This window comes from Cellulosimicrobium sp. I38E (assembly GCF_001647255.1).
In the GTDB taxonomy this organism is placed as follows: Bacteria; Actinomycetota; Actinomycetes; order Actinomycetales; family Cellulomonadaceae; genus Cellulosimicrobium; species Cellulosimicrobium cellulans_E.
On record NZ_LUAZ01000017.1, the window covers coordinates 126665 to 143406 of the forward strand.

At 74.9% G+C, this 16742-nt stretch carries 16 protein-coding genes and 1 pseudogene; 8 read left to right on the top strand and 9 right to left on the bottom strand.

Annotated features, from left to right (window positions below):
- Positions 1–9 precede the first annotated feature (9 nt).
- Positions 10–450 (bottom strand): MarR family winged helix-turn-helix transcriptional regulator, encoded by a 441-nt coding sequence (locus A0J59_RS05805; protein ID WP_064315509.1) that lies wholly within the window; start codon positions 448–450, stop codon positions 10–12.
- Between the two features lie 91 nt (positions 451–541).
- Here A0J59_RS05805 and A0J59_RS05810 point away from each other — a divergent pair, with 91 nt between their 5' ends.
- Genes A0J59_RS05810 through A0J59_RS05820 form a run of 3 tightly spaced genes read left to right on the top strand, consistent with a single transcriptional unit; the run spans position 542 to position 2695 of the window.
- Positions 542–1231: a maleylpyruvate isomerase family mycothiol-dependent enzyme gene (locus tag A0J59_RS05810; RefSeq protein ID WP_082140846.1), complete on the top strand. Its 690-nt coding sequence runs from the start codon at positions 542–544 to the stop codon at positions 1229–1231.
- On the top strand, positions 1228–1605 hold the full coding sequence (locus A0J59_RS05815; protein WP_047231038.1) for a DUF1304 family protein: 378 nt from the start codon (positions 1228–1230) through the stop codon (positions 1603–1605). Before A0J59_RS05810 ends, A0J59_RS05815 begins: the two co-directional genes overlap by 4 nt.
- A 37-nt stretch (positions 1606–1642) precedes the next feature.
- On the top strand, positions 1643–2695 hold the full coding sequence (locus A0J59_RS05820; protein ID WP_255365031.1) for an arginase family protein: 1053 nt from the start codon (positions 1643–1645) through the stop codon (positions 2693–2695).
- 102 nt (positions 2696–2797) lie between these two features.
- Here A0J59_RS05820 and hutI read toward each other — a convergent pair whose 3' ends face one another.
- The 6 genes from hutI to A0J59_RS05850 all read right to left on the bottom strand — a co-directional run bounded on the left by hutI (position 2798) and on the right by A0J59_RS05850 (position 11145).
- Positions 2798–4174 carry an imidazolonepropionase gene (gene hutI, locus A0J59_RS05825; protein ID WP_082918773.1) on the bottom strand — a complete coding sequence of 459 codons (1377 nt, stop codon included), beginning with the start codon at positions 4172–4174 and terminating at the stop codon, positions 2798–2800.
- Positions 4174–5850: a urocanate hydratase gene (gene hutU / locus A0J59_RS05830; RefSeq protein WP_064315510.1), complete on the bottom strand. Its 1677-nt coding sequence runs from the start codon at positions 5848–5850 to the stop codon at positions 4174–4176. The genes hutI and hutU overlap by 1 nt, the downstream gene beginning before the upstream one ends.
- Positions 5851–5881: 31 nt before the next feature.
- Complete coding sequence (hutH, locus tag A0J59_RS05835; RefSeq protein ID WP_082918774.1) at positions 5882–7519, bottom strand: histidine ammonia-lyase; 1638 nt, start codon at positions 7517–7519, stop codon at positions 5882–5884.
- Positions 7520–7699: 180 nt separating this feature from the next.
- Positions 7700–10081 carry an excinuclease ABC subunit UvrA gene (locus tag A0J59_RS05840; RefSeq protein ID WP_064315511.1) on the bottom strand — a complete coding sequence of 794 codons (2382 nt, stop codon included), beginning with the start codon at positions 10079–10081 and terminating at the stop codon, positions 7700–7702.
- A 187-nt stretch (positions 10082–10268) separates the two neighbouring features.
- A complete protein-coding gene (locus A0J59_RS05845; RefSeq protein WP_053370489.1) occupies positions 10269–10742 on the bottom strand; it encodes a nitroreductase family deazaflavin-dependent oxidoreductase in 474 nt (157 codons plus the stop codon).
- 112 nt (positions 10743–10854) lie between these two features.
- The gene (locus A0J59_RS05850) at positions 10855–11145 is read right to left on the bottom strand and encodes a hypothetical protein (protein ID WP_047231033.1); all 291 of its coding nucleotides are present in this window, start codon (positions 11143–11145) and stop codon (positions 10855–10857) included.
- Between the two features lie 132 nt (positions 11146–11277).
- Here A0J59_RS05850 and A0J59_RS05855 point away from each other — a divergent pair, with 132 nt between their 5' ends.
- Complete coding sequence (locus A0J59_RS05855; protein ID WP_064315512.1) at positions 11278–12198, top strand: LysR family transcriptional regulator; 921 nt, start codon at positions 11278–11280, stop codon at positions 12196–12198.
- Positions 12199–12203: 5 nt separating this feature from the next.
- On the opposite strand, the gene A0J59_RS05860 is transcribed toward A0J59_RS05855, so the two are convergent.
- Positions 12204–12614, bottom strand: a complete 411-nt coding sequence (locus A0J59_RS05860) for a VOC family protein (protein WP_047231031.1) — start codon at positions 12612–12614, stop codon at positions 12204–12206.
- A gap of 193 nt (positions 12615–12807) precedes the next feature.
- Positions 12808–13194 (bottom strand): annotated as a pseudogene (locus tag A0J59_RS05865) (helix-turn-helix transcriptional regulator); the annotation flags it as partial.
- Here A0J59_RS05865 and A0J59_RS05870 point away from each other — a divergent pair.
- The 4 genes from A0J59_RS05870 to A0J59_RS05885 all read left to right on the top strand — a co-directional run bounded on the left by A0J59_RS05870 (position 13193) and on the right by A0J59_RS05885 (position 16657).
- Positions 13193–13975, top strand: a complete 783-nt coding sequence (locus tag A0J59_RS05870) for an IclR family transcriptional regulator (RefSeq protein ID WP_064315513.1) — start codon at positions 13193–13195, stop codon at positions 13973–13975. The pseudogene A0J59_RS05865 and the gene A0J59_RS05870 overlap by 2 nt on opposite strands.
- Before the next feature lie 62 nt (positions 13976–14037).
- Positions 14038–15027, top strand: a complete 990-nt coding sequence (locus A0J59_RS05875; protein ID WP_064315514.1) for a metal ABC transporter substrate-binding protein — start codon at positions 14038–14040, stop codon at positions 15025–15027.
- Positions 15024–15788 (top strand): metal ABC transporter ATP-binding protein, encoded by a 765-nt coding sequence (locus tag A0J59_RS05880; RefSeq protein ID WP_064315515.1) that lies wholly within the window; start codon positions 15024–15026, stop codon positions 15786–15788. The genes A0J59_RS05875 and A0J59_RS05880 overlap by 4 nt, the downstream gene beginning before the upstream one ends.
- Complete coding sequence (locus A0J59_RS05885; RefSeq protein ID WP_064315516.1) at positions 15785–16657, top strand: metal ABC transporter permease; 873 nt, start codon at positions 15785–15787, stop codon at positions 16655–16657. The genes A0J59_RS05880 and A0J59_RS05885 overlap by 4 nt, the downstream gene beginning before the upstream one ends.
- The last annotated feature ends 85 nt before the right edge of the window (positions 16658–16742 follow it).

The window sequence follows — 16742 nt, forward strand, 5'->3', positions numbered from 1 at the left end:
CCGGACGCCCTACGCCCAGGGGTCGGTGATCTCGCGCAGGCGCGCGAGCTGACGCCGCAGCGACGCCATGCCGCGCGCCCCGAGGTGCGCGGTCCACTCCGCCTCGACCCGCGCGAGCTCCGCCGCGGCGACGCGGGACGCCGCCTCCCCCCGGGCCGTGACGCGCACGAGCCGCGCCCGGCGGTCGGCAGGGTCGGGGACGCGCTCGACGTACCCGGCGGCCTCGAGCTGGTCGACGAGGAACCCCGCGGTCTGCTTGGTGATCTCGGCCGCCTCCGCGAGCTCGGTGAGGCGCGTGCCGTGCGGCCCGACCCGTTGGAACACGCGGAGCTGTGCGGGCGTCGCGTCGTCGAACCCCGCGTCCCGGACCGCGGTGTAGACCCGCAGCTCGAGCGCGCGGTACGGGATGAACAGGAGCAGCCCGGTGTTGAGCTCGTCCTGCTCGCTCACGGGCGCCTCCGTGGGGTGTCGAGGGGTTGACCATCGTCAGCCCGACTGACTAAAGTAGTCAGATCATCGTATCAGTTCTGGAGGCGCTCCCATGAGTGCACCCGACTACTGGATGACGGAGGACGACGTGTGGGCGGCCGTCGCGACCGCCCGGGCCTCCTTCGTGGACCTCGTCGCCGGTCTCGACCCCGCCGACTGGGAGCGCCCCAGCCTGTGCACGGGATGGCGCGTCCACGACGTCGCGGCCCACCTCACCCTCGCCCCCACCTCCTCGCGCGCGGCGCTCGCCCGCGGGCTCGCCCGGGCGCTCGTCCGCGGCCGCGCGAGCTTCGACGGGATGATGGACCTCCTCACGCGCGAGGCCGGGGAACGCCCGCGCGAGGAGGTGCTCGCCGCCCTGCGCGCGGCCGTCGGGTCGCGTCGCCTCGCGCCGGGGACCACCCCGCACGTCGCGCTCGTCGACGCGCTCGTCCACGCCCAGGACGTCGCCGTCGCGCTCGGGATCGACCTCCCCGCACCGCCGCTCGCCTCCCGCGAGGCGGCCGAGCGCGTGTGGGCGGTGTCGTTCCCCTTCCGCGCCCGGCGGCGCCTCGCCGGGTTCCGCCTCGCCGCCGTCGACGTGCCCTGGCAGCGCGGCGAGGGCCAGCAGGTGACCGGCACCATGACCGCGCTCCTCCTGCTGCTCACCGGGCGACCCGCGGCCCTCGCCCTCCTGGACGGTGACGGCGCCCGCCGCCTCGCCCGCTCGTTCGCGCCGCACGACCAGGAGGAGCTCCCATGAGCACGCTCGCCCAGGTCCTCGCCGTCGCCGCCGGCGTGCTGCACGTCGGCGTCGGGGTCGTCGAGGCCTTCTTCTTCCACCGGCCCTGGGCCCAGCAGTTCCTGCTGCGCAAGCGCTTCTCGCCGCCCGAGGTCACGCTCTGGGCGTTCAACGTCGCCTTCTACAACATGTTCCTCGGCGCCGGGACGGTGCTCGGGGTCGTGCTCGCGGCGAACGGCCTCGTGGACGAGGGCCGCACCCTCGTCCTGTACACCGCGGGCTTCATGACGCTCGGCGGGGTCGTGCTGTGGGTCTCCGACCACCGCCTGTGGACCGGGACCCTCGGTCAGTCCGGCTTCGGGCTCGCGACCCTCGTCGCGACGCTCGCGTCCTGACGGTTCCCGCCACCCGGCGCGTTGCTACGGTCGAGGGGTGAGCAGCGCCGCGCAGCCCCTGTCCCACGACCCGTCCTGGCCCCGGGCGGGCGACTGGCCCCCGCTCGGCGGGGACACCGACGTCGACGTCGCGATCCTCGGCGTCCCGGCCTGGCGCACGTCGCTCTCCCCCACCGGCGCGCACGCGACCCCCGCTGCCGTGCGCGACGCGCTGCGCCGGTTCAGCCCCGCGCTCGCTCCCGACCGTCCCCTGCCCGACGGCGGGCCCTCCGCCCGCGTGCGGCCCGCCGCCGCGACCGGACCGGCCGCGACGGGGGCTGTCGGGAGCGAGCGAGGAGCGTCGTCGGGCCGTGCCGGGCCGGTCGACCTTTCGCGCCTCGCGTTCGCTGACGTCGGCGACGTCGACGAGCCCGACGGCGCGGAGGGCGAGGCGCGGACGCGCGCGGCGGTCCGCGCATCGCTGGAGCGCGCGCGCCTGCTCGTCGCGCTCGGCGGCGACAACTCCGTGACCGTCGCGACGGCGCTCGGCGCGTGGGGCGACGACCTCGGCACGGCCGGCCTCGTCACCCTCGACGCCCACCACGACCTGCGAGACGGTGTCTCGAACGGGTCGCCCGTGCGGCGGCTGGTCGAGGCCGGTCTCGACCCGACGCGGGTCGTGCAGGTCGGCATCGCGGACTTCGCCAACTCGGCCGAGTACGCGCGACGCGCGGTGGAGCTGGGGATCACGGTCGTGCACGTCGACGAGCTGCGCCGGCGCGGCCCGGAGGACGTGATGCGGGCGGCACTCGAGATCGCCGGTGCCGCGGGCGGGCCGGTGCACCTCGACGTCGACGTCGACGTGTGCGACCGGTCCGTCGCCCCCGGGTGCCCGGCGAGCGTCCCCGGCGGCATCGCGGCGTGGGAGCTGCGCGCCCTCGTCCGGGCGGCGGCGGTCGACGAGCGTCTCCGCACTGCCGACATCGTCGAGGTCGACGCCACCGCCGACGCCCCCGACGGCCGTACCGTCCGCCTCGCCGCCCTCTGCGTCCTCGAGCTCGCCGCCGGCCTCGCCCTCCGCGTGCCGGGCCCGGAGCCCGTGCAGGTGTAGGGGGCCAGTCGGCCGACCAGGCGATCCTGGTCGGGCGAACCGGAGGTCGTGGTCCCTCACGCGGTCGAGGCACGCCAGAATCACCCGCTCGGCGGGTGGGCTTCAGCCCGCCGGGAGGCGGACGCCGTCCTTCCAGACCGCGGCGGCGAGCGGGACGCCCGGGCGGTAGGCGAGGTGGGTGCGGCTCGGGGCGTCGAGCAGCACGACGTCGGCCCGCGCGCCGGGGGCGAGGTGCCCGACGTCGGCGCGTCGCAGCGCGAGGGCGCCGCCCGCGGTCGCGGACCAGACGGCCTCGGCGACCGTCATGCGCATCTCGCGGACGGCGAGGGCGACGCACAGCGGCATCGACGACGTGTAGCTCGACCCGGGGTTGCAGTCGCTCGCGAGCGCGACGACGGCGCCCGCGTCGAGAAGGCGTCGCGCGTCGGGGTAGGGCTGGCGCGTGGAGAACTCCACGCCGGGGAGCAGGGTCGCCACGGTCCCGGCGACCGCTCCCGACGCCCCGTCCGGCCATGCCCCGCTGCCGGTCCACGACCCGGCGAGCGCCGCGACGTCGGCGTCGGTGAGGTACGTGCAGTGGTCCACGGCGGCCGCGCCCAGCTCGACGGCGAGGCGCACACCCTCTCCCGGCCCGAGCTGGTTGGCGTGCACGCGCACGCCCAGGCCCGCTGCGGCGCCGGCCTCGAGGACGCGGCGCGACTGCTCGGGCGTGAACGCGCCGGTCTCGCAGAACACGTCGACCCACCGCGCGTGCGGCGCGCACACGGCGAGCATGTCACCGCACACGAGGTCGACGTACGCGTCCGCGCGCCCGGCAAGCTCCGCCGGCACGACGTGCGCCCCGAGGAACGTCACCTCCGGGGTCACCTCGCGCGCGAGCCGCACGGACCGCTCCTCGTCGGCGACCGTGAGCCCGTAGCCGCTCTTCACCTCGACCGTGGTCGTGCCCTGCCGGGCCGCCTCGTCGAGGTGCCGCGCGAGGCCTGCCCGCAGGACGTCGTCGGGCGCCGCGCGCGTCGCCGCGACGGTGGAGCGGATGCCACCCGCCTCGTACGGGCGGCCCGCCATGCGCGCCTCGAACTCGGCGGCGCGGTCGCCCGCGAACACGAGGTGGGTGTGCGAGTCGACGAACCCGGGGATCACCGCGCGCCCGCCCACGTCGACCGTGACGTCCGGCGCACGGCCGCCCATCGCCTGCCCGACGGCGTCCCGCGCCTCGCGGGCCGGCCCCGCCCAGGCGACCCGGCCGCCGTCGAGCAGCACGACGGCGTCGGTCACCAACCCGGTCGGGTCGCCGTCACCCGTGCCGGGCCCGCCGGGCACGTTGGTCGTCAGCTCGCCGATCCCGGTGAGGAGCGTCGACCCGCCTGGCGAATCCGGGATCGCTCCCCACCCGGACGCTGCCGAGCCCGGGATCGCTCCCCAGGATCGGCCGCCCGTGGGGAACGACCCCGGGTTCGGCACCGGGGGGTGAGACATCAGGACTCCCGCGTCGGGACGCGGAGGCCGCCGCGCTCGGCCGCGGCGACGGCGTCGTCGTACCCGGCGTCGACGTGGCGCAGCACGCCGAGGCCCGGGTCGTTGGAGAGCACGCGCGCGAGCTTCGCCGCGGCGAGGGGTGTCCCGTCCGCGACGGACACCTGGCCCGCGTGGATCGAGCGGCCCATGCCGACGCCACCGCCGTGGTGGATCGACACCCACGTCGCGCCCGACGACGCGGCCGTGAGCGCGTTGAGCAGCGGCCAGTCGGCGATCGCGTCGGAGCCGTCGGCCATGGCCTCCGTCTCGCGGTACGGGGAAGCGACCGACCCGGCGTCGAGGTGGTCGCGGCCGATGACGACCGGAGCGCGCACCGCGCCCGACGCGACGAGGTCGTTGAACGCGAGGCCCGCGCGGTCGCGCTCGCCGTGCCCGAGCCAGCAGATGCGCGCGGGCAGGCCCTGGAACGCGACCCGCTCCTGCGCGGCGCGGATCCAGCGGTGGAGGTGGTCGTCGTCGAACAGGTCGAGCACGGCGGAGTCGGTCGCGGCGATGTCGCGCGGGTCGCCCGACAGCGCGGCCCACCGGAACGGGCCCTTGCCCTGCGCGAACAGGGGCCGGATGTACGCGGGCACGAACCCGGGGAAGTCGAACGCCCGGTCGTACCCGCCGCGGCGCGCCTCGTCACGGATCGAGTTGCCGTAGTCGAACACCTCGGCGCCCGCGTCGAGGAAGCCCACCATCCCCTCGACGTGCCGCGCCATGGACTCGCGCGCGCGGTCGGTGAACTCGTCGGGCTTGGCCGCCGCGTAGTCGGCCCACTCCTCGACCGGCACCCCGACCGGGAGGTACGAGAGCGGGTCGTGCGCCGACGTCTGGTCCGTGACGACGTCGACCTCGACGCCGCGCCGCAGAAGCTCGGGGACCACGACCGCGCTGTTCCCCTCGACGCCTACCGACAGCGCCCGGCGCTCGCGCCGCGCGTCCTCGACGAGCCGGACCGCGGCGTCGAGGTCGTCGGCGACCACGTCGAGGTACCGCTCGCGCACGCGCCGGTCGAGGCGCGACCGGTCGACGTCGACCACGAGGCACGCCCCGCCGTTGAGCGTCACCGCGAGCGGCTGCGCGCCGCCCATGCCGCCGCACCCGCCGGTGAGCGTGAGCGTCCCGGCGAGGGTCCCCCCGAACCGCTTCGCGGCGACCGCGGCGAGCGTCTCGTACGTGCCCTGGAGGATGCCCTGCGCGCCGATGTAGATCCACGACCCCGCCGTCATCTGCCCGTACATCGTCAGGCCCATCGCCTCGAGCCGCCGGAACTCGGGCCACGTCGCCCAGTCCCCCACGAGGTTCGAGTTCGCGAGCAGCACGCGCGGCGCCCACTCGTGCGTCCGCAGCACCCCGACCGGCTTGCCCGACTGCACGAGGAGCGTCTCGTCGTCCGCGAGCGTCGTGAGCGTGCGGACGATCGCGTGGTAGCTCGGCCAGTCGCGCGCCGCCCGGCCGGTGCCGCCGTAGACGACCAGGTCCTCGGGCCGCTCCGCGACCTCCGGGTCGAGGTTGTTCATGAGCATCCGCAGCGGCGCCTCGGTCTGCCACGACCGCGCGGTGAGGGTCGTGCCGCGCGGCGCGCGGACGGGGACGGGCGTGCCGAGGCGGTGGGTCGGCTCGTGGGCCATGGTCGTCTCGCTCCTTCGGGTCGGGTGGGTCTCAGGCCAGGTGCCCGACGGCGGCGCTCGCCGCCGCGGTCACGGCACCCGTCGCGACAAGGTGGGTCACGGCCTCGATCTCGGGCGCGAGGTAGCGGTCCGGGCCGGGTCCCGCGGCGACCGTGCGCACGAGGTCGCGCACGGCGCCGGTCCCCCGCGCGGGGTGCAGGGACCCGGCGTCGCAGCGGAGGTCGAGGGCGCGCGTCGCGGTGAGCAGCTCGATCGCGAGGACGCGGCCCAGCCCGTCGACGGCGCGGCGGAGCTTGCGCGCCCCGGCCCAGCCCATGGACACGTGGTCCTCCTGCATGGCCGACGACGGGATCGAGTCGACGCTCGACGGCACCGCGAGCCGCTTGAGCTCCGAGACGATCCCCGCCGCGGTGTACTGGGCGATCATCAGCCCGGAGTCGACGCCCGGGTCGTCGGCGAGGAACGGCGGCAGGCCCTCGTTGCGGGCCTTGTCGAGGAACCGGTCCGTGCGGCGCTCGCTCATGCTCGCGACGTCGGCCGCCGCGATGGCGAGGAAGTCGAGCACGTACGCGACCGGGGCGCCGTGGAAGTTGCCGTTCGACTCCACGCGCCCGTCCACGGTGACGACCGGGTTGTCGATCGCCGCCGCGAACTCGCGGCGCGCGACGGCGGTCGCGTGGTCGAGCGTGTCGCGCGCCGCGCCGTGCACCTGCGGCGCGCAGCGCAGCGAGTACGCGTCCTGCACCCGGGTGCACTCGGGCCGGCCGTCGGCGTCGAGCGTGCGGTGGCTCGCCACGACGGGCGAGCCGTCGAGCAGCGCGCGCAGGTTCGCGGCCGACGCCGCCTGGCCGGGGTGGGGCCGCATCGCCACGAGGTCGGCCGCGAACGGCGCGTCCGAGCCGAGCAGCGCCTCGACGCTCGCCGCCGCCGCGACGTCGGCCGTCGTGAGCAGGGACCGCAGGTCGTGCAGCGCGAGGGCGAGCATGCCGAGCATGCCGTCCGTGCCGTTGATGAGCGCGAGGCCCTCCTTCTCGCGCAGCGCGAGCGGGGCGATCCCGGCCGCGGCGAGCGCGTCGGCGGCGGGCACGAGGGCTCCCGTCGCGTCGCGGACCTCGCCCTCCCCCAGCGCCGCGAGCGCCACGTGCGCGAGGGGCGCGAGGTCGCCCGAGCAGCCGAGCGAGCCGAACTCGCGCACCACGGGCGTGACCCCGGCGTCGAGCATCGCGGCGTACGTCTGCGCGACGACGGGGCGCGCCCCGGTTCGTCCGGTCGCCAGGGTCGCGAGCCGCAGGAGCTGGAGCGCGCGCACGACCTCGCGCTCGACCTCCGGCCCCGACCCCGCCGCGTGCGACCGCACGAGGCTGAGCTGGAGCTGCGCGCGCCGCTCGACCGGGATGTGCCGCCGGGCGAGCGCACCGAACCCGGTCGAGACGCCGTAGTGCGGGCGGTCGTCGTCCACGAGCCCCTCCACGACGGCGCGGCTCGCCGCCATGGCCTCGACCGCCGCGTCCGCGAGCCGGACGCGCGCGCCGTGCCGCGCGACGTCGACCACGTCGTCGATCGTCAGCGGGCCGTCGCCGACGACGACCACGCGCGCGGCGCGGGCCGGGTCGGGGGCGAGGACCGCCGTCGGGCCGGGGTCGACCGGGGAGTGCGTCGTGGCTGTCATGCCGTCAGCACACACCGCCGCACGCCGAGCCGACAGGCCCGCGACGGCAGTTCAGTCTGGGATCCCAGACGCATCGTCCCGGTCGAGCACGACCCTGCCCGCCGTCGAGCACGACATGGGGGTCGTTATCGGGCGGATAACGACCCCCATGTCGTGTTCGGCGTGGCGGGGACGCGGGGGTCAGGCCACGTAGGTTGCTAGGTGCTCGGCCGTGAGCGTGGAGCGGGCCGCCACGAGGTCGGCCGGGGTGCCCTCGAAGACCACGCGACCGCCGTCGTGCCCGGCGCCCGGGCCGAGGTCGATGATCCAGTCCGCGTGCGCCATGACCGCCTGGTGGTGCTCGATGACGATGACGGACTTGCCGGAGTCGACGATCCGGTCGAGCAGGCCGAGGAGGTTCTGCACGTCGGCGAGGTGCAGGCCGGTCGTCGGCTCGTCGAGCACGATGACGCCGCCCTTGTCTCCGAGGTGCGTGGCGAGCTTGAGCCGCTGGCGCTCGCCGCCGGACAGGGTCGTGAGCGGCTGGCCGAGGCTCACGTACCCGAGGCCGACGTCGTCGAGCCGCTCGAGGATCGCCTTCGCCGCGGGCACCTTGGCCTCGCCGGACGAGAAGAACTCGCGCGCCTTCGCGACCGGGAGGTCGAGCACGTCGGCGATGTTCAGCCCGCCGAGCGTGTAGTCGAGCACGGCGGCCTGGAACCGGCGGCCACCGCAGTCCTCGCACGGGGTCGAGACGGTCTCCATGAAGCCGAGCTCGGTGTAGATGACGCCCGCGCCCTTGCACTCGGGGCACGCGCCCTCGGAGTTCGCGCTGAACAGGGCCGGCTTGACGCCGTTGGCCTTGGCGAACGCCTTGCGGATGGGCTCCAGCAGACCCGTGTACGTCGCGGGGTTGCTGCGGCGCGACCCCCGCACCGCGCCCTGGTCGATCGTCACGACGTCCTCGCGCCGCGAGACCGAGCCCTCGATGAGCGAGCTCTTGCCCGACCCCGCCACACCCGTCACGACGACGAGCACGCCCAGGGGGATGTCGACGTCCACGTCCTGGAGGTTGTGCGCGTCCGCGCCGCGGACCTCCAGCGCGCCCGACGGCGTGCGCACCGCGTCCTTGAGCGTCGCCCGGTCGTCCAGGTGGCGGCCGGTCACGGTGTCGCTCGCCCGGAGCCCGTCGACCGTGCCCTCGAACGTCACGTGCCCGCCGGCCGTGCCCGCGCCCGGCCCGAGGTCGACGACGTGGTCCGCGATCACGATCGTCTCCGGCTTGTGCTCGACGACGAGCACCGTGTTGCCCTTGTCGCGCAGCTGGAGCAGGAGGCCGTTCATGCGGTCGATGTCGTGCGGGTGCAGGCCGATCGTCGGCTCGTCGAACACGTAGGTGACGTCCGTGAGCGACGAGCCCAGGTGGCGCAGCATCTTGATGCGCTGCGACTCGCCGCCCGACAGCGTGCCCGACGGCCGGTCGAGGCTGAGGTAGCCCAGCCCGAGCTCGACGAACGACGCGAGGTTGTCGCCGAGCGCGTTCACGACGGGCGCCATGTTCGCGTCGTCCAGGTCACGGATCCACGCGGCGAGGTCCGTGATCTGCATCGCGCACAGGTCGGCGATGTTCACGCCGCGGATCTTCGACGAGCGCGCCGACTCCGACAGGCGCGTGCCACCGCAGTCGGGGCACGGCGCGAACGTCGCGGCGCGCTCGACGAACGCGCGGACGTGCGGCTGGAGCGAGTCGACGTCCTTGGAGAACATCGACTTCTGGATCTTGGGGATCAGTCCCTCGTAGGTGACGTTGATCCCCATCGCCTTGATCTTGGTGGGCTCCTTGTAGAGGAAGTCCTGCAACTGCTGCTCGGTGAACTCGCGGATCGGCCGGTCGCCCGGGAAGAACCCCGACTCGGCGAACCCGCGCACCATCCACCCGTCGGCCGTGTACCCCGGGACCTTGATCGCGCCGTCGAGCAGCGACTTGGAGTCGTCGAAGATCTCCGTGAGGTCGAGGTCCGAGACCGCGCCGCGCCCCTCGCACCGCGGGCACATGCCGCCGTGGTAGATCGCGTTGCGGACGATCGTCTTCTCGCCCGTCGCCGACGTCATGATGCCGCTCGCCTTGCGCGCGGGGATGTTGAAGGAGAACGCCGTGGGCGGCCCCACCTGCGGCTCGCCGAACCGGCTGAACAGCACCCGGAGGATCGCGTTGGCGTCGGTCACCGTGCCCACCGTGGACCGCGGGTTGGCGCCCAGGCGCTCCTGGTCCACGACGATCGCGGTGGTGAGCCCCTCGAGGACGTCGACGTCGGGGCGGTCGAGCGTCGGCATGAAGCCCTGGAGGAACGCGGGATACGTCTCGTTGATGAGGCGCTGCGACTCGGCCGCGACCGTGTCGAACACGAGCGAGCTCTTGCCCGACCCGGAGACGCCCGTGAACACCGTGAGGCGCCGCTTGGGGATCTCGACGCTCACGTCCTGGAGGTTGTTCGCCCGCGCTCCCTGTACCCGGATGACGTCGTGCGCGTCGGGGTCCTGGGGCACCGAGGTCTGCGTTCCCGTCGTCGTTGCCGTGCTCATCGTGTCTCCTCGTCGTCGAGCCTCGTCGCGCGGCCACTGCTGAGTCGGTCGACTGGCCGGTCGACGGCGCCGACCGCCCGACCTCGGCAGCCCGGTGAAAGTCTGCCTGAGAGCGGGTCGATCCGGCGCGTGGATTCTGCTGCGCCGCGCGGGCGTCCTGTGACAGGACCGGCCGCGCGGGCGGAACTCACCGCGGCGTGAGCCGCACGAGCGGATACTGCCGCTCGGCCTTGCTCTGGTACCTCGCGATGCGCGGCTGCGCCGTCGCGACGCGCTGCCAGGCCCGCTCCCGGTCCGCGCCGTCGAGCACGTGCGGCGTCGCCGGGACGGGCGCGCGCCCGGGCAGCTCGATCGCGACGCCCTCGGGGTGCGCCGCGAGGTTGGCGTGCCAGTCCGGGTTGCGGCTGCCGCCTCCCGAGGCGACGACGAGGACGGCGTCCCCCTCGTCCGGCAGCCACATGAGCGGCGTCTCGCGCGGCGCGCCGCTGCGGCGGCCGACCGTGTGCAGCACGAGGACGTCCATCCCCATGAACGTGGCCTTGCCGCCACGGACCTTGCGCACGAGGCGCGCGTTCGAGCGGCGCTGCATCCAGCGCGAGAACCGTCCCGGCGTGCCCGGGGCGCGACCCGCGTCGTTCGTCGTCCGTCCTTCGGTGCTCATCGTCCTGCTCCTCCTGCGTCGGTCCAGCCGTACCCTGCGTGGCCGCGTCGGTCGCGGCCCGCCCGTCCGGGCCGTCGTCCCCCGCCGTGGCGACCGGGGACGACGGCGGTCCTCACCGCTCGTCCAGCACCTCGCCGTCGAGCGCCTCGTGGTCGGTGGTGAGGCCGAGCGTCGCCCCGACGAGCGGGACGTCGCGCGCGGCCTGCGCCGCCGTCTGCATCGCGGCCGCCGAGTCCCACCGCCAGATGTCGAGGTACGACCCGTCCTCGAGCCGCACGAGCGTGGCCGCGGTGAACGCGGGGTTCGCCGCGCGCAGCCCCTGGATCAGCGCGCTGCGCTGCTCGAGCATCTGGGCCAGCCGGCCCGTCTCCACCGTGTACCGGTGCGTCCTGACGACGGCCATGGTCGTCTCCTCCCGATCGTGCCCGGCGCCTCTCGCCGTGCCCTTCCAGGCTCAGGCCGGGCGTTCGCGCGAACAACGGCCGATCCCGTAACGGTGGTTGCGCCGGGGGTTAACGAACGCGACGATCGTCGGGTGGAGCTGCGTGACATCGAGATCTTCCTGACGCTCGCCGAGGAGCTGCACTTCGGGCGCACGGCAGAGCGCCTGCACGTGTCCGCGCCCCGGGTGAGCCAGGCGATCGCCAAGCAGGAGCGCCGGATCGGCGCGCCCCTGTTCGAGCGCACCAGCCGGCGCGTCACGCTCACGCCCCTCGGGGAGCAGCTCCGCGCCGACCTCGAGGCCGGGTACCGCCGGATCCTCGAGGGCGTCGAGTCCGCCGCGAGCACCGCACGGGCCGCGCGCGAGACCCTGACGTTCGGCGTCATGGGACCCCTGTGGCAGGAGCTCGCCCCCGTCACGGCGCTGTTCCGCGCCCGCAACCCGCACGTCGACCTGCGCATGCGCGAGGTCCGCATCGACGAGCCCTTCCGCCTCCTGCGCGAGGGCGAGGTCGACGTCGCGCTCCTGTGGCTGCCCGTCGAGGAGAAGGACCTCGCGGTCGGCCCGGTGACCTTCACCGAGCCGATCGTGCTCGCCGTCGGGCGGACGCACCCGCTGGCCACGCGCTCGTCGGTGTCCGTGGCGGAGCTGGCCGACGAGAACGTGCTCCCGTCCGGCCTGCCCGTCCCCGACTACTGGGAGGACGCCGTCAGCCCCGTCCCCCACAGCGAGCCCGACCGCGGCGGCGCCACCCCGACGCGCGAGGAGGTGCTGTGGCGCGTCATGTCCGGCGACGGCGTCGCCGTCGCGTGCGCCCAGGGCATCCGCTACCTCGAGCGCTCGGACGTGGCCTACGTGCCGCTCGACGAGCAGCCCGTGCTGCGCTGGGGGCTCGTCCGGCGCGCCGGGCCGATCCCCCCGCTCGTCGCCGAGTTCTCCCAGGTCGCGGCCGAGCTCGGGCCGCTCGCGCTCACGCTCGACCTCGAGGCGGCGGGGTCGAGCGGCCGGGTCTGACGACCTCAGCGGCGCTGCTGGATGCGGATCTCGTTGCCCGCCGGGTCGCGGAACGCGCAGTCGCGCACGCCGTAGGGCTGGTCGATCGGCTCCTGCACGACCTCCGCGCCCGCCGCCTCGATCCGCGCGAACGTCTCGTCGACGTCCGCCGTCGCGAGGTTCACGCCGAAGTAGGCGCCCTTCGCGACGATCTCCAGGAGCGCGCGCTTGTCGTCGTCGCTGAGGCCCGGCGTCGCGGCCGGCGGGTGCAGCACGATCGCCGTGTCCGGCTGGTCGGCCGGGCCCACGGTGATCCACCGCATCCCCTCGTAGCCGACGTCGTTCCGGATCTCGAAGCCGAGGACGTCGCGGTAGAAAGCCAGCGAGGCGTCGGGGTCGGTCTGGGGCAGGAAGCTGGAGTTGATGGTGAGGTTCATGGGAACGACGCTAGGACCGTCGTCCCGCCGGCGCTTCTCGATTCCTGACCGGTCGCGTGACGCGCCGCGCGACGCACGCGGGCATGCCGTCGAGCCGCTCGCCCCCGGGGTCGTCCCCCGACCCGTCCGGAGCCTCCAGCCCGGAGCCACCCGTCACGACGACGTCGGTCGTGCCCGCTCCGACGTCGGGCTCGGCGGCGCGGCGCCGGTAGACGCTCGGCGGCACGCCCACGAGCTCGGTGAAGCGCGTGCTGAACGTCCCCAGCGACGAGCACCCGACCGCGAAGCACACGTCCGTGACGCTCAGGTCGCCGCGACGCAGCAGCGCCTTCGCGCGCTCGATGCGCCGCGTCATGAGGTACGCGTACACCGACTCCCCGTACGCGGCCTTGAACTCGCGGCTCAGGTGCCCGGCCGACACGTGCACGCCGGCCGCGAGCGCCGCGACGTCGAGCGGCTGCGCATACTCGCGGTCGATCCGGTCCCGCACGCGCCGCAGCCGCGCGAGGTCGCGCAGGCGCTGGTCGTCGGGGAGGGTCGTCACGCCTCGATCGTGCCACGGCCCTACCGTGGTCTCCATGCCGAGCGACGTCCCCGCCGCGCGCCAGGCCGTCCGCGTGCTCACGTACCTCGCCGCGCAGGCCGGCCCGTCGCCCGCGGCCGCCGTCGCGCAGGGCCTCGGGCTCCCCCGCTCGACCGTCTACCACCTGCTCTCCGTCCTCGTGGACGAGGGGTTCGTGACGCACCTCCCCGAGGAGCACCGGTACGGGCTCGGCACGGCGTCGCTCGCGCTCGGGTCCGCGTACGCGCGCCAGGCGCCGCTCGCCCGCCTCGCGCGGCCCGTCGTCGCGCGCCTCGTCGAGTCCACCGGCGAGAGCGCCCACCTCGCCGTCCTCAACGGGCGCGAGGTCCTCTACCTCGTCGAGCAGCGCGCGCCGCGCCGCCCCACGCTCGTGACCGACGTCGACGTCCGCCTCCCCGCCCACCTCACCGCGAGCGGGCGCGCCGTCCTCGCCGGCCTGCCCGCCGCCCAGGTCCGCGCCCTCTTCCCGAACGCCGCCGCGTTCGCCGACCGCACCGGCGTCGGACCACAGTCCCTCAGTGCCCTGCGCGAGATCCTGCGCGGCGTCCGACGGCGCGGCTGGGCCGAGGAGGACGGCGAGGTCACCCCCGGCCTCGCGTCCGTCGCCCACGCGGCGGTGGACCACACCGGCCTCCCCGTCGCCGGCATCGCCCTCACGTTCTGGGCCGACGACGCCCCGCCCGCCCGCCGCGCCGAGCTCGCCGCCGCCGTCGGCCGCGCCGCGACCGAGGTGAGCCGCCGCCTCGGCGCGAGGGAGAGGCCCGCCCCGCCGAGATAGAGCCGTGGCCTGCCCTCGGCGCGTCATTGCGCGCGCCGGGCGTACGGACTAGATTTTTCGGTGTGCCGAACTTTGTGTCCCGGATTGCCGGAAGAACCGCCGGTCGGGCCGTCGCGCTGGCGACGGTGACCGCGCTCGCTCTCGTCGGGTGCTCCGCCGGGACCGACGCGGGCGGCGAGACCGTCGTCGACGACGGCCGGCCCGTCGTCCTCACGACGTTCACCGTGCTCGCGGACATGGCGCAGAACGTCGCAGGCGACCACCTGCGCGTCGAGTCGATCACGAAGGTCGGCGCGGAGATCCACGGCTACGAGCCGACGCCGGGCGACCTCCGCAGGGCTGCGGACGCGGACCTGATCCTCGACAACGGCATGGGCCTCGAGGCGTGGTTCGGGCGGTTCGTCGACGGGCTGGACGTGCCGCACGTCGTCGTGAGCGAGGGCGTCGACGCCCTTCCCATCGAGGACGCCCTCGGCGACGACACCGCCGAGGAGTACCAGGGCAAGGACAACCCGCACGCGTGGATGTCGCCCGTGAACGGCCAGCTCTACGTGCAGAACATGGCCGACGCGTTCGCCGAGCTCGACCCCGCGCACGCGGACGACTACGCGGCGAACGCCGCGGCGTACTCGGCCCAGCTCGCGTCCGTGCACGACGAGCTGACCGACGCGCTCGACGCGCTCCCCGAGGGCCACCGCGCGCTCGTCTCGTGCGAGGGCGCGTTCTCCTACCTCGCGCGCGACGCGGGCCTCGCCGAGCAGTACCTGTGGGCGGTCAACGCCGAGCAGCAGGCGACGCCGCGGTCCGTGGTCGGCGCGATCGAGTTCGTCGAGGAGCACGACGTCCCGGCCGTGTTCTGCGAGTCCACCGTCTCGGACAAGGCGATGCGCCAGGTGGCGCTGGAGTCCGGGGCGGCCTTCGGCGGCACGCTCTACGTCGACTCGCTCTCGGAGCCCGGCGGCCCCGTCCCGACGTACCTGGACCTCCTGCGGCACGACACGGAGACCATCGTCGCGGGCCTCGCCGGGACGACGGCGGAGGGCGACGCGTGAGCGCGGGCGAGCGGACGCCGTCGGGCACGCCCGCGATCGACGTGCGCGACCTCACCGTCCACTACGGCGACGTCCTCGCCCTCGACGGCGCGACCCTCGCCCTGGGGTCGGCGGGCGGGCCGGGCACCGTGTGCGGGCTCGTGGGCATGAACGGCTCGGGCAAGTCGACGCTGTTCAAGGCGGTCATGGGCATGGTGCGCCCGGACCGCGGCACCGTCCTGGTCGACGGCGCACCCCCGGCGCGTGCCCGCCGCGCCCAGGCCGTGGGGTACGTGCCGCAGAGCGAGGACGTGGACTGGGCCTTCCCGCTGAGCGTGCGCGACGTCGTCATGACCGGCCGCTACGGCTACCAGGGGTTCACGCGGCGCACGCGACCCGCGGACCGCGACGCCGTCGCGCACGCGCTGGAGCGCGTCGAGCTGACCGACCTCGCGGACCGGCAGATCGGCGCGCTCTCGGGCGGGCAGCGCAAGCGCGCGTTCGTCGCGCGCGGGCTCGCGCAGGGCGCGACGATCCTGCTGCTCGACGAGCCGTTCGCGGGCGTGGACAAGCGCACGGAGGCCACGATCACCGCGCTGCTGCGCGAGCTCGCGGCCGACGGCGCGACCGTCCTCGTCTCGACCCACGACCTGCATGCGCTGCCCGAGCTCGCGGACGAGGCGGTGCTGCTCCAGCAGCGCGTCCTGCTGCACTCGACGCCCGCGGAGGTCCTGCGGCCCGAGAACCTCGCGCTCGCGTTCGGCGTGGAGGTGGCCCCGTGACCGACGTCCTCGCCGTGCTCCTCGAGCCGCTCTCGTTCGAGTTCCTGCGCACCGCGCTCGCGGTCACGGTCACCGCCGGGATCGTGTGCGGCGTGCTGTCGTGCTGGCTCGTGCTCGTCGGGTGGTCGCTCATGGGCGACGCCGTCTCGCACGCGGTGCTGCCCGGCGTCGTGCTCGCGTACGTGGTCGGGGCGCCGTTCGCGCTCGGGGCCCTCGTCTTCGGGCTGCTCGCCGTGCTGCTCATCGGCGCGGTCCGGGACACGAGCCGCGTGAAGGAGGACGCGGCCATCGGGGTCGTGTTCACGACGCTCTTCGCGCTCGGCCTCGTGCTCATCTCCGTGACGCCGAGCCAGACCGACCTCAACCACATCCTGTTCGGCAACCTGCTCGGGGTGTCACGCGCCGACCTGCTCCAGGTGCTGGTCCTCGGCGCGGTGACGCTCGTGGTCGTCGTGCTCAAGCGGCGCGACCTCACGCTCTACGCGTTCGACCCGACCCACGCGCACGCGATCGGGCTGTCCCCGCGCCGGCTCGGCGCGCTGCTCCTCGGCCTGCTCGCCCTGACGGTCGTCGTCGCGCTCCAGGCGGTCGGGGTCGTGCTCGTGGTCGCGCTGCTCATCACGCCCGGTGCGACGGCCTACCTGCTCACCGACCGGTTCTCGCGGATGCTGTGGATCTCGCCGCTCGTCGCGGCGGTGTGCGGGGTCGTCGGGATCTACGTGAGCTATTACCTCGACACCGCCTCGGGCGGCACGGTCGTCGTCGCGCTCGGCGTCGTGTTCGCCCTCGCGTACCTGTTCAGCCCGCGCCACGGCCTGATCGGGACCCGCGTGGCCGCAGCACGACGCCGCCGCCTCGTCCGGGCCTGACCCCCGCTCGGCGGGACGCGCCCGTCCGGACGACGGGCGACGTGTCGCCCACGTGCGCTGTGTGCGAAATCTCCATGAATTCGCC

What these genes read in the sequence shown, in the direction of transcription:
- A0J59_RS05845 (WP_053370489.1), bottom strand. Translation starts at nt 10,742, where the DNA reads ATGAGCACCGAAGGACGGACGACGAACGACGCGGGTCGCGCCCCGGGC.
- A0J59_RS05840 (WP_064315511.1), bottom strand. Translation starts at nt 10,081, where the DNA reads ATGAGCACGGCAACGACGACGGGAACGCAGACCTCGGTGCCCCAGGAC.
- A0J59_RS05870 (WP_064315513.1), top strand. Translation starts at nt 13,193, where the DNA reads ATGCCGAGCGACGTCCCCGCCGCGCGCCAGGCCGTCCGCGTGCTCACG.
- A0J59_RS05815 (WP_047231038.1), top strand. Translation starts at nt 1,228, where the DNA reads ATGAGCACGCTCGCCCAGGTCCTCGCCGTCGCCGCCGGCGTGCTGCAC.
- hutI (WP_082918773.1), bottom strand. Translation starts at nt 4,174, where the DNA reads ATGTCTCACCCCCCGGTGCCGAACCCGGGGTCGTTCCCCACGGGCGGC.
- A0J59_RS05810 (WP_082140846.1), top strand. Translation starts at nt 542, where the DNA reads ATGAGTGCACCCGACTACTGGATGACGGAGGACGACGTGTGGGCGGCC.
- hutH (WP_082918774.1), bottom strand. Translation starts at nt 7,519, where the DNA reads ATGACAGCCACGACGCACTCCCCGGTCGACCCCGGCCCGACGGCGGTC.
- hutU (WP_064315510.1), bottom strand. Translation starts at nt 5,850, where the DNA reads ATGGCCCACGAGCCGACCCACCGCCTCGGCACGCCCGTCCCCGTCCGC.
- A0J59_RS05850 (WP_047231033.1), bottom strand. Translation starts at nt 11,145, where the DNA reads ATGGCCGTCGTCAGGACGCACCGGTACACGGTGGAGACGGGCCGGCTG.
- A0J59_RS05860 (WP_047231031.1), bottom strand. Translation starts at nt 12,614, where the DNA reads ATGAACCTCACCATCAACTCCAGCTTCCTGCCCCAGACCGACCCCGAC.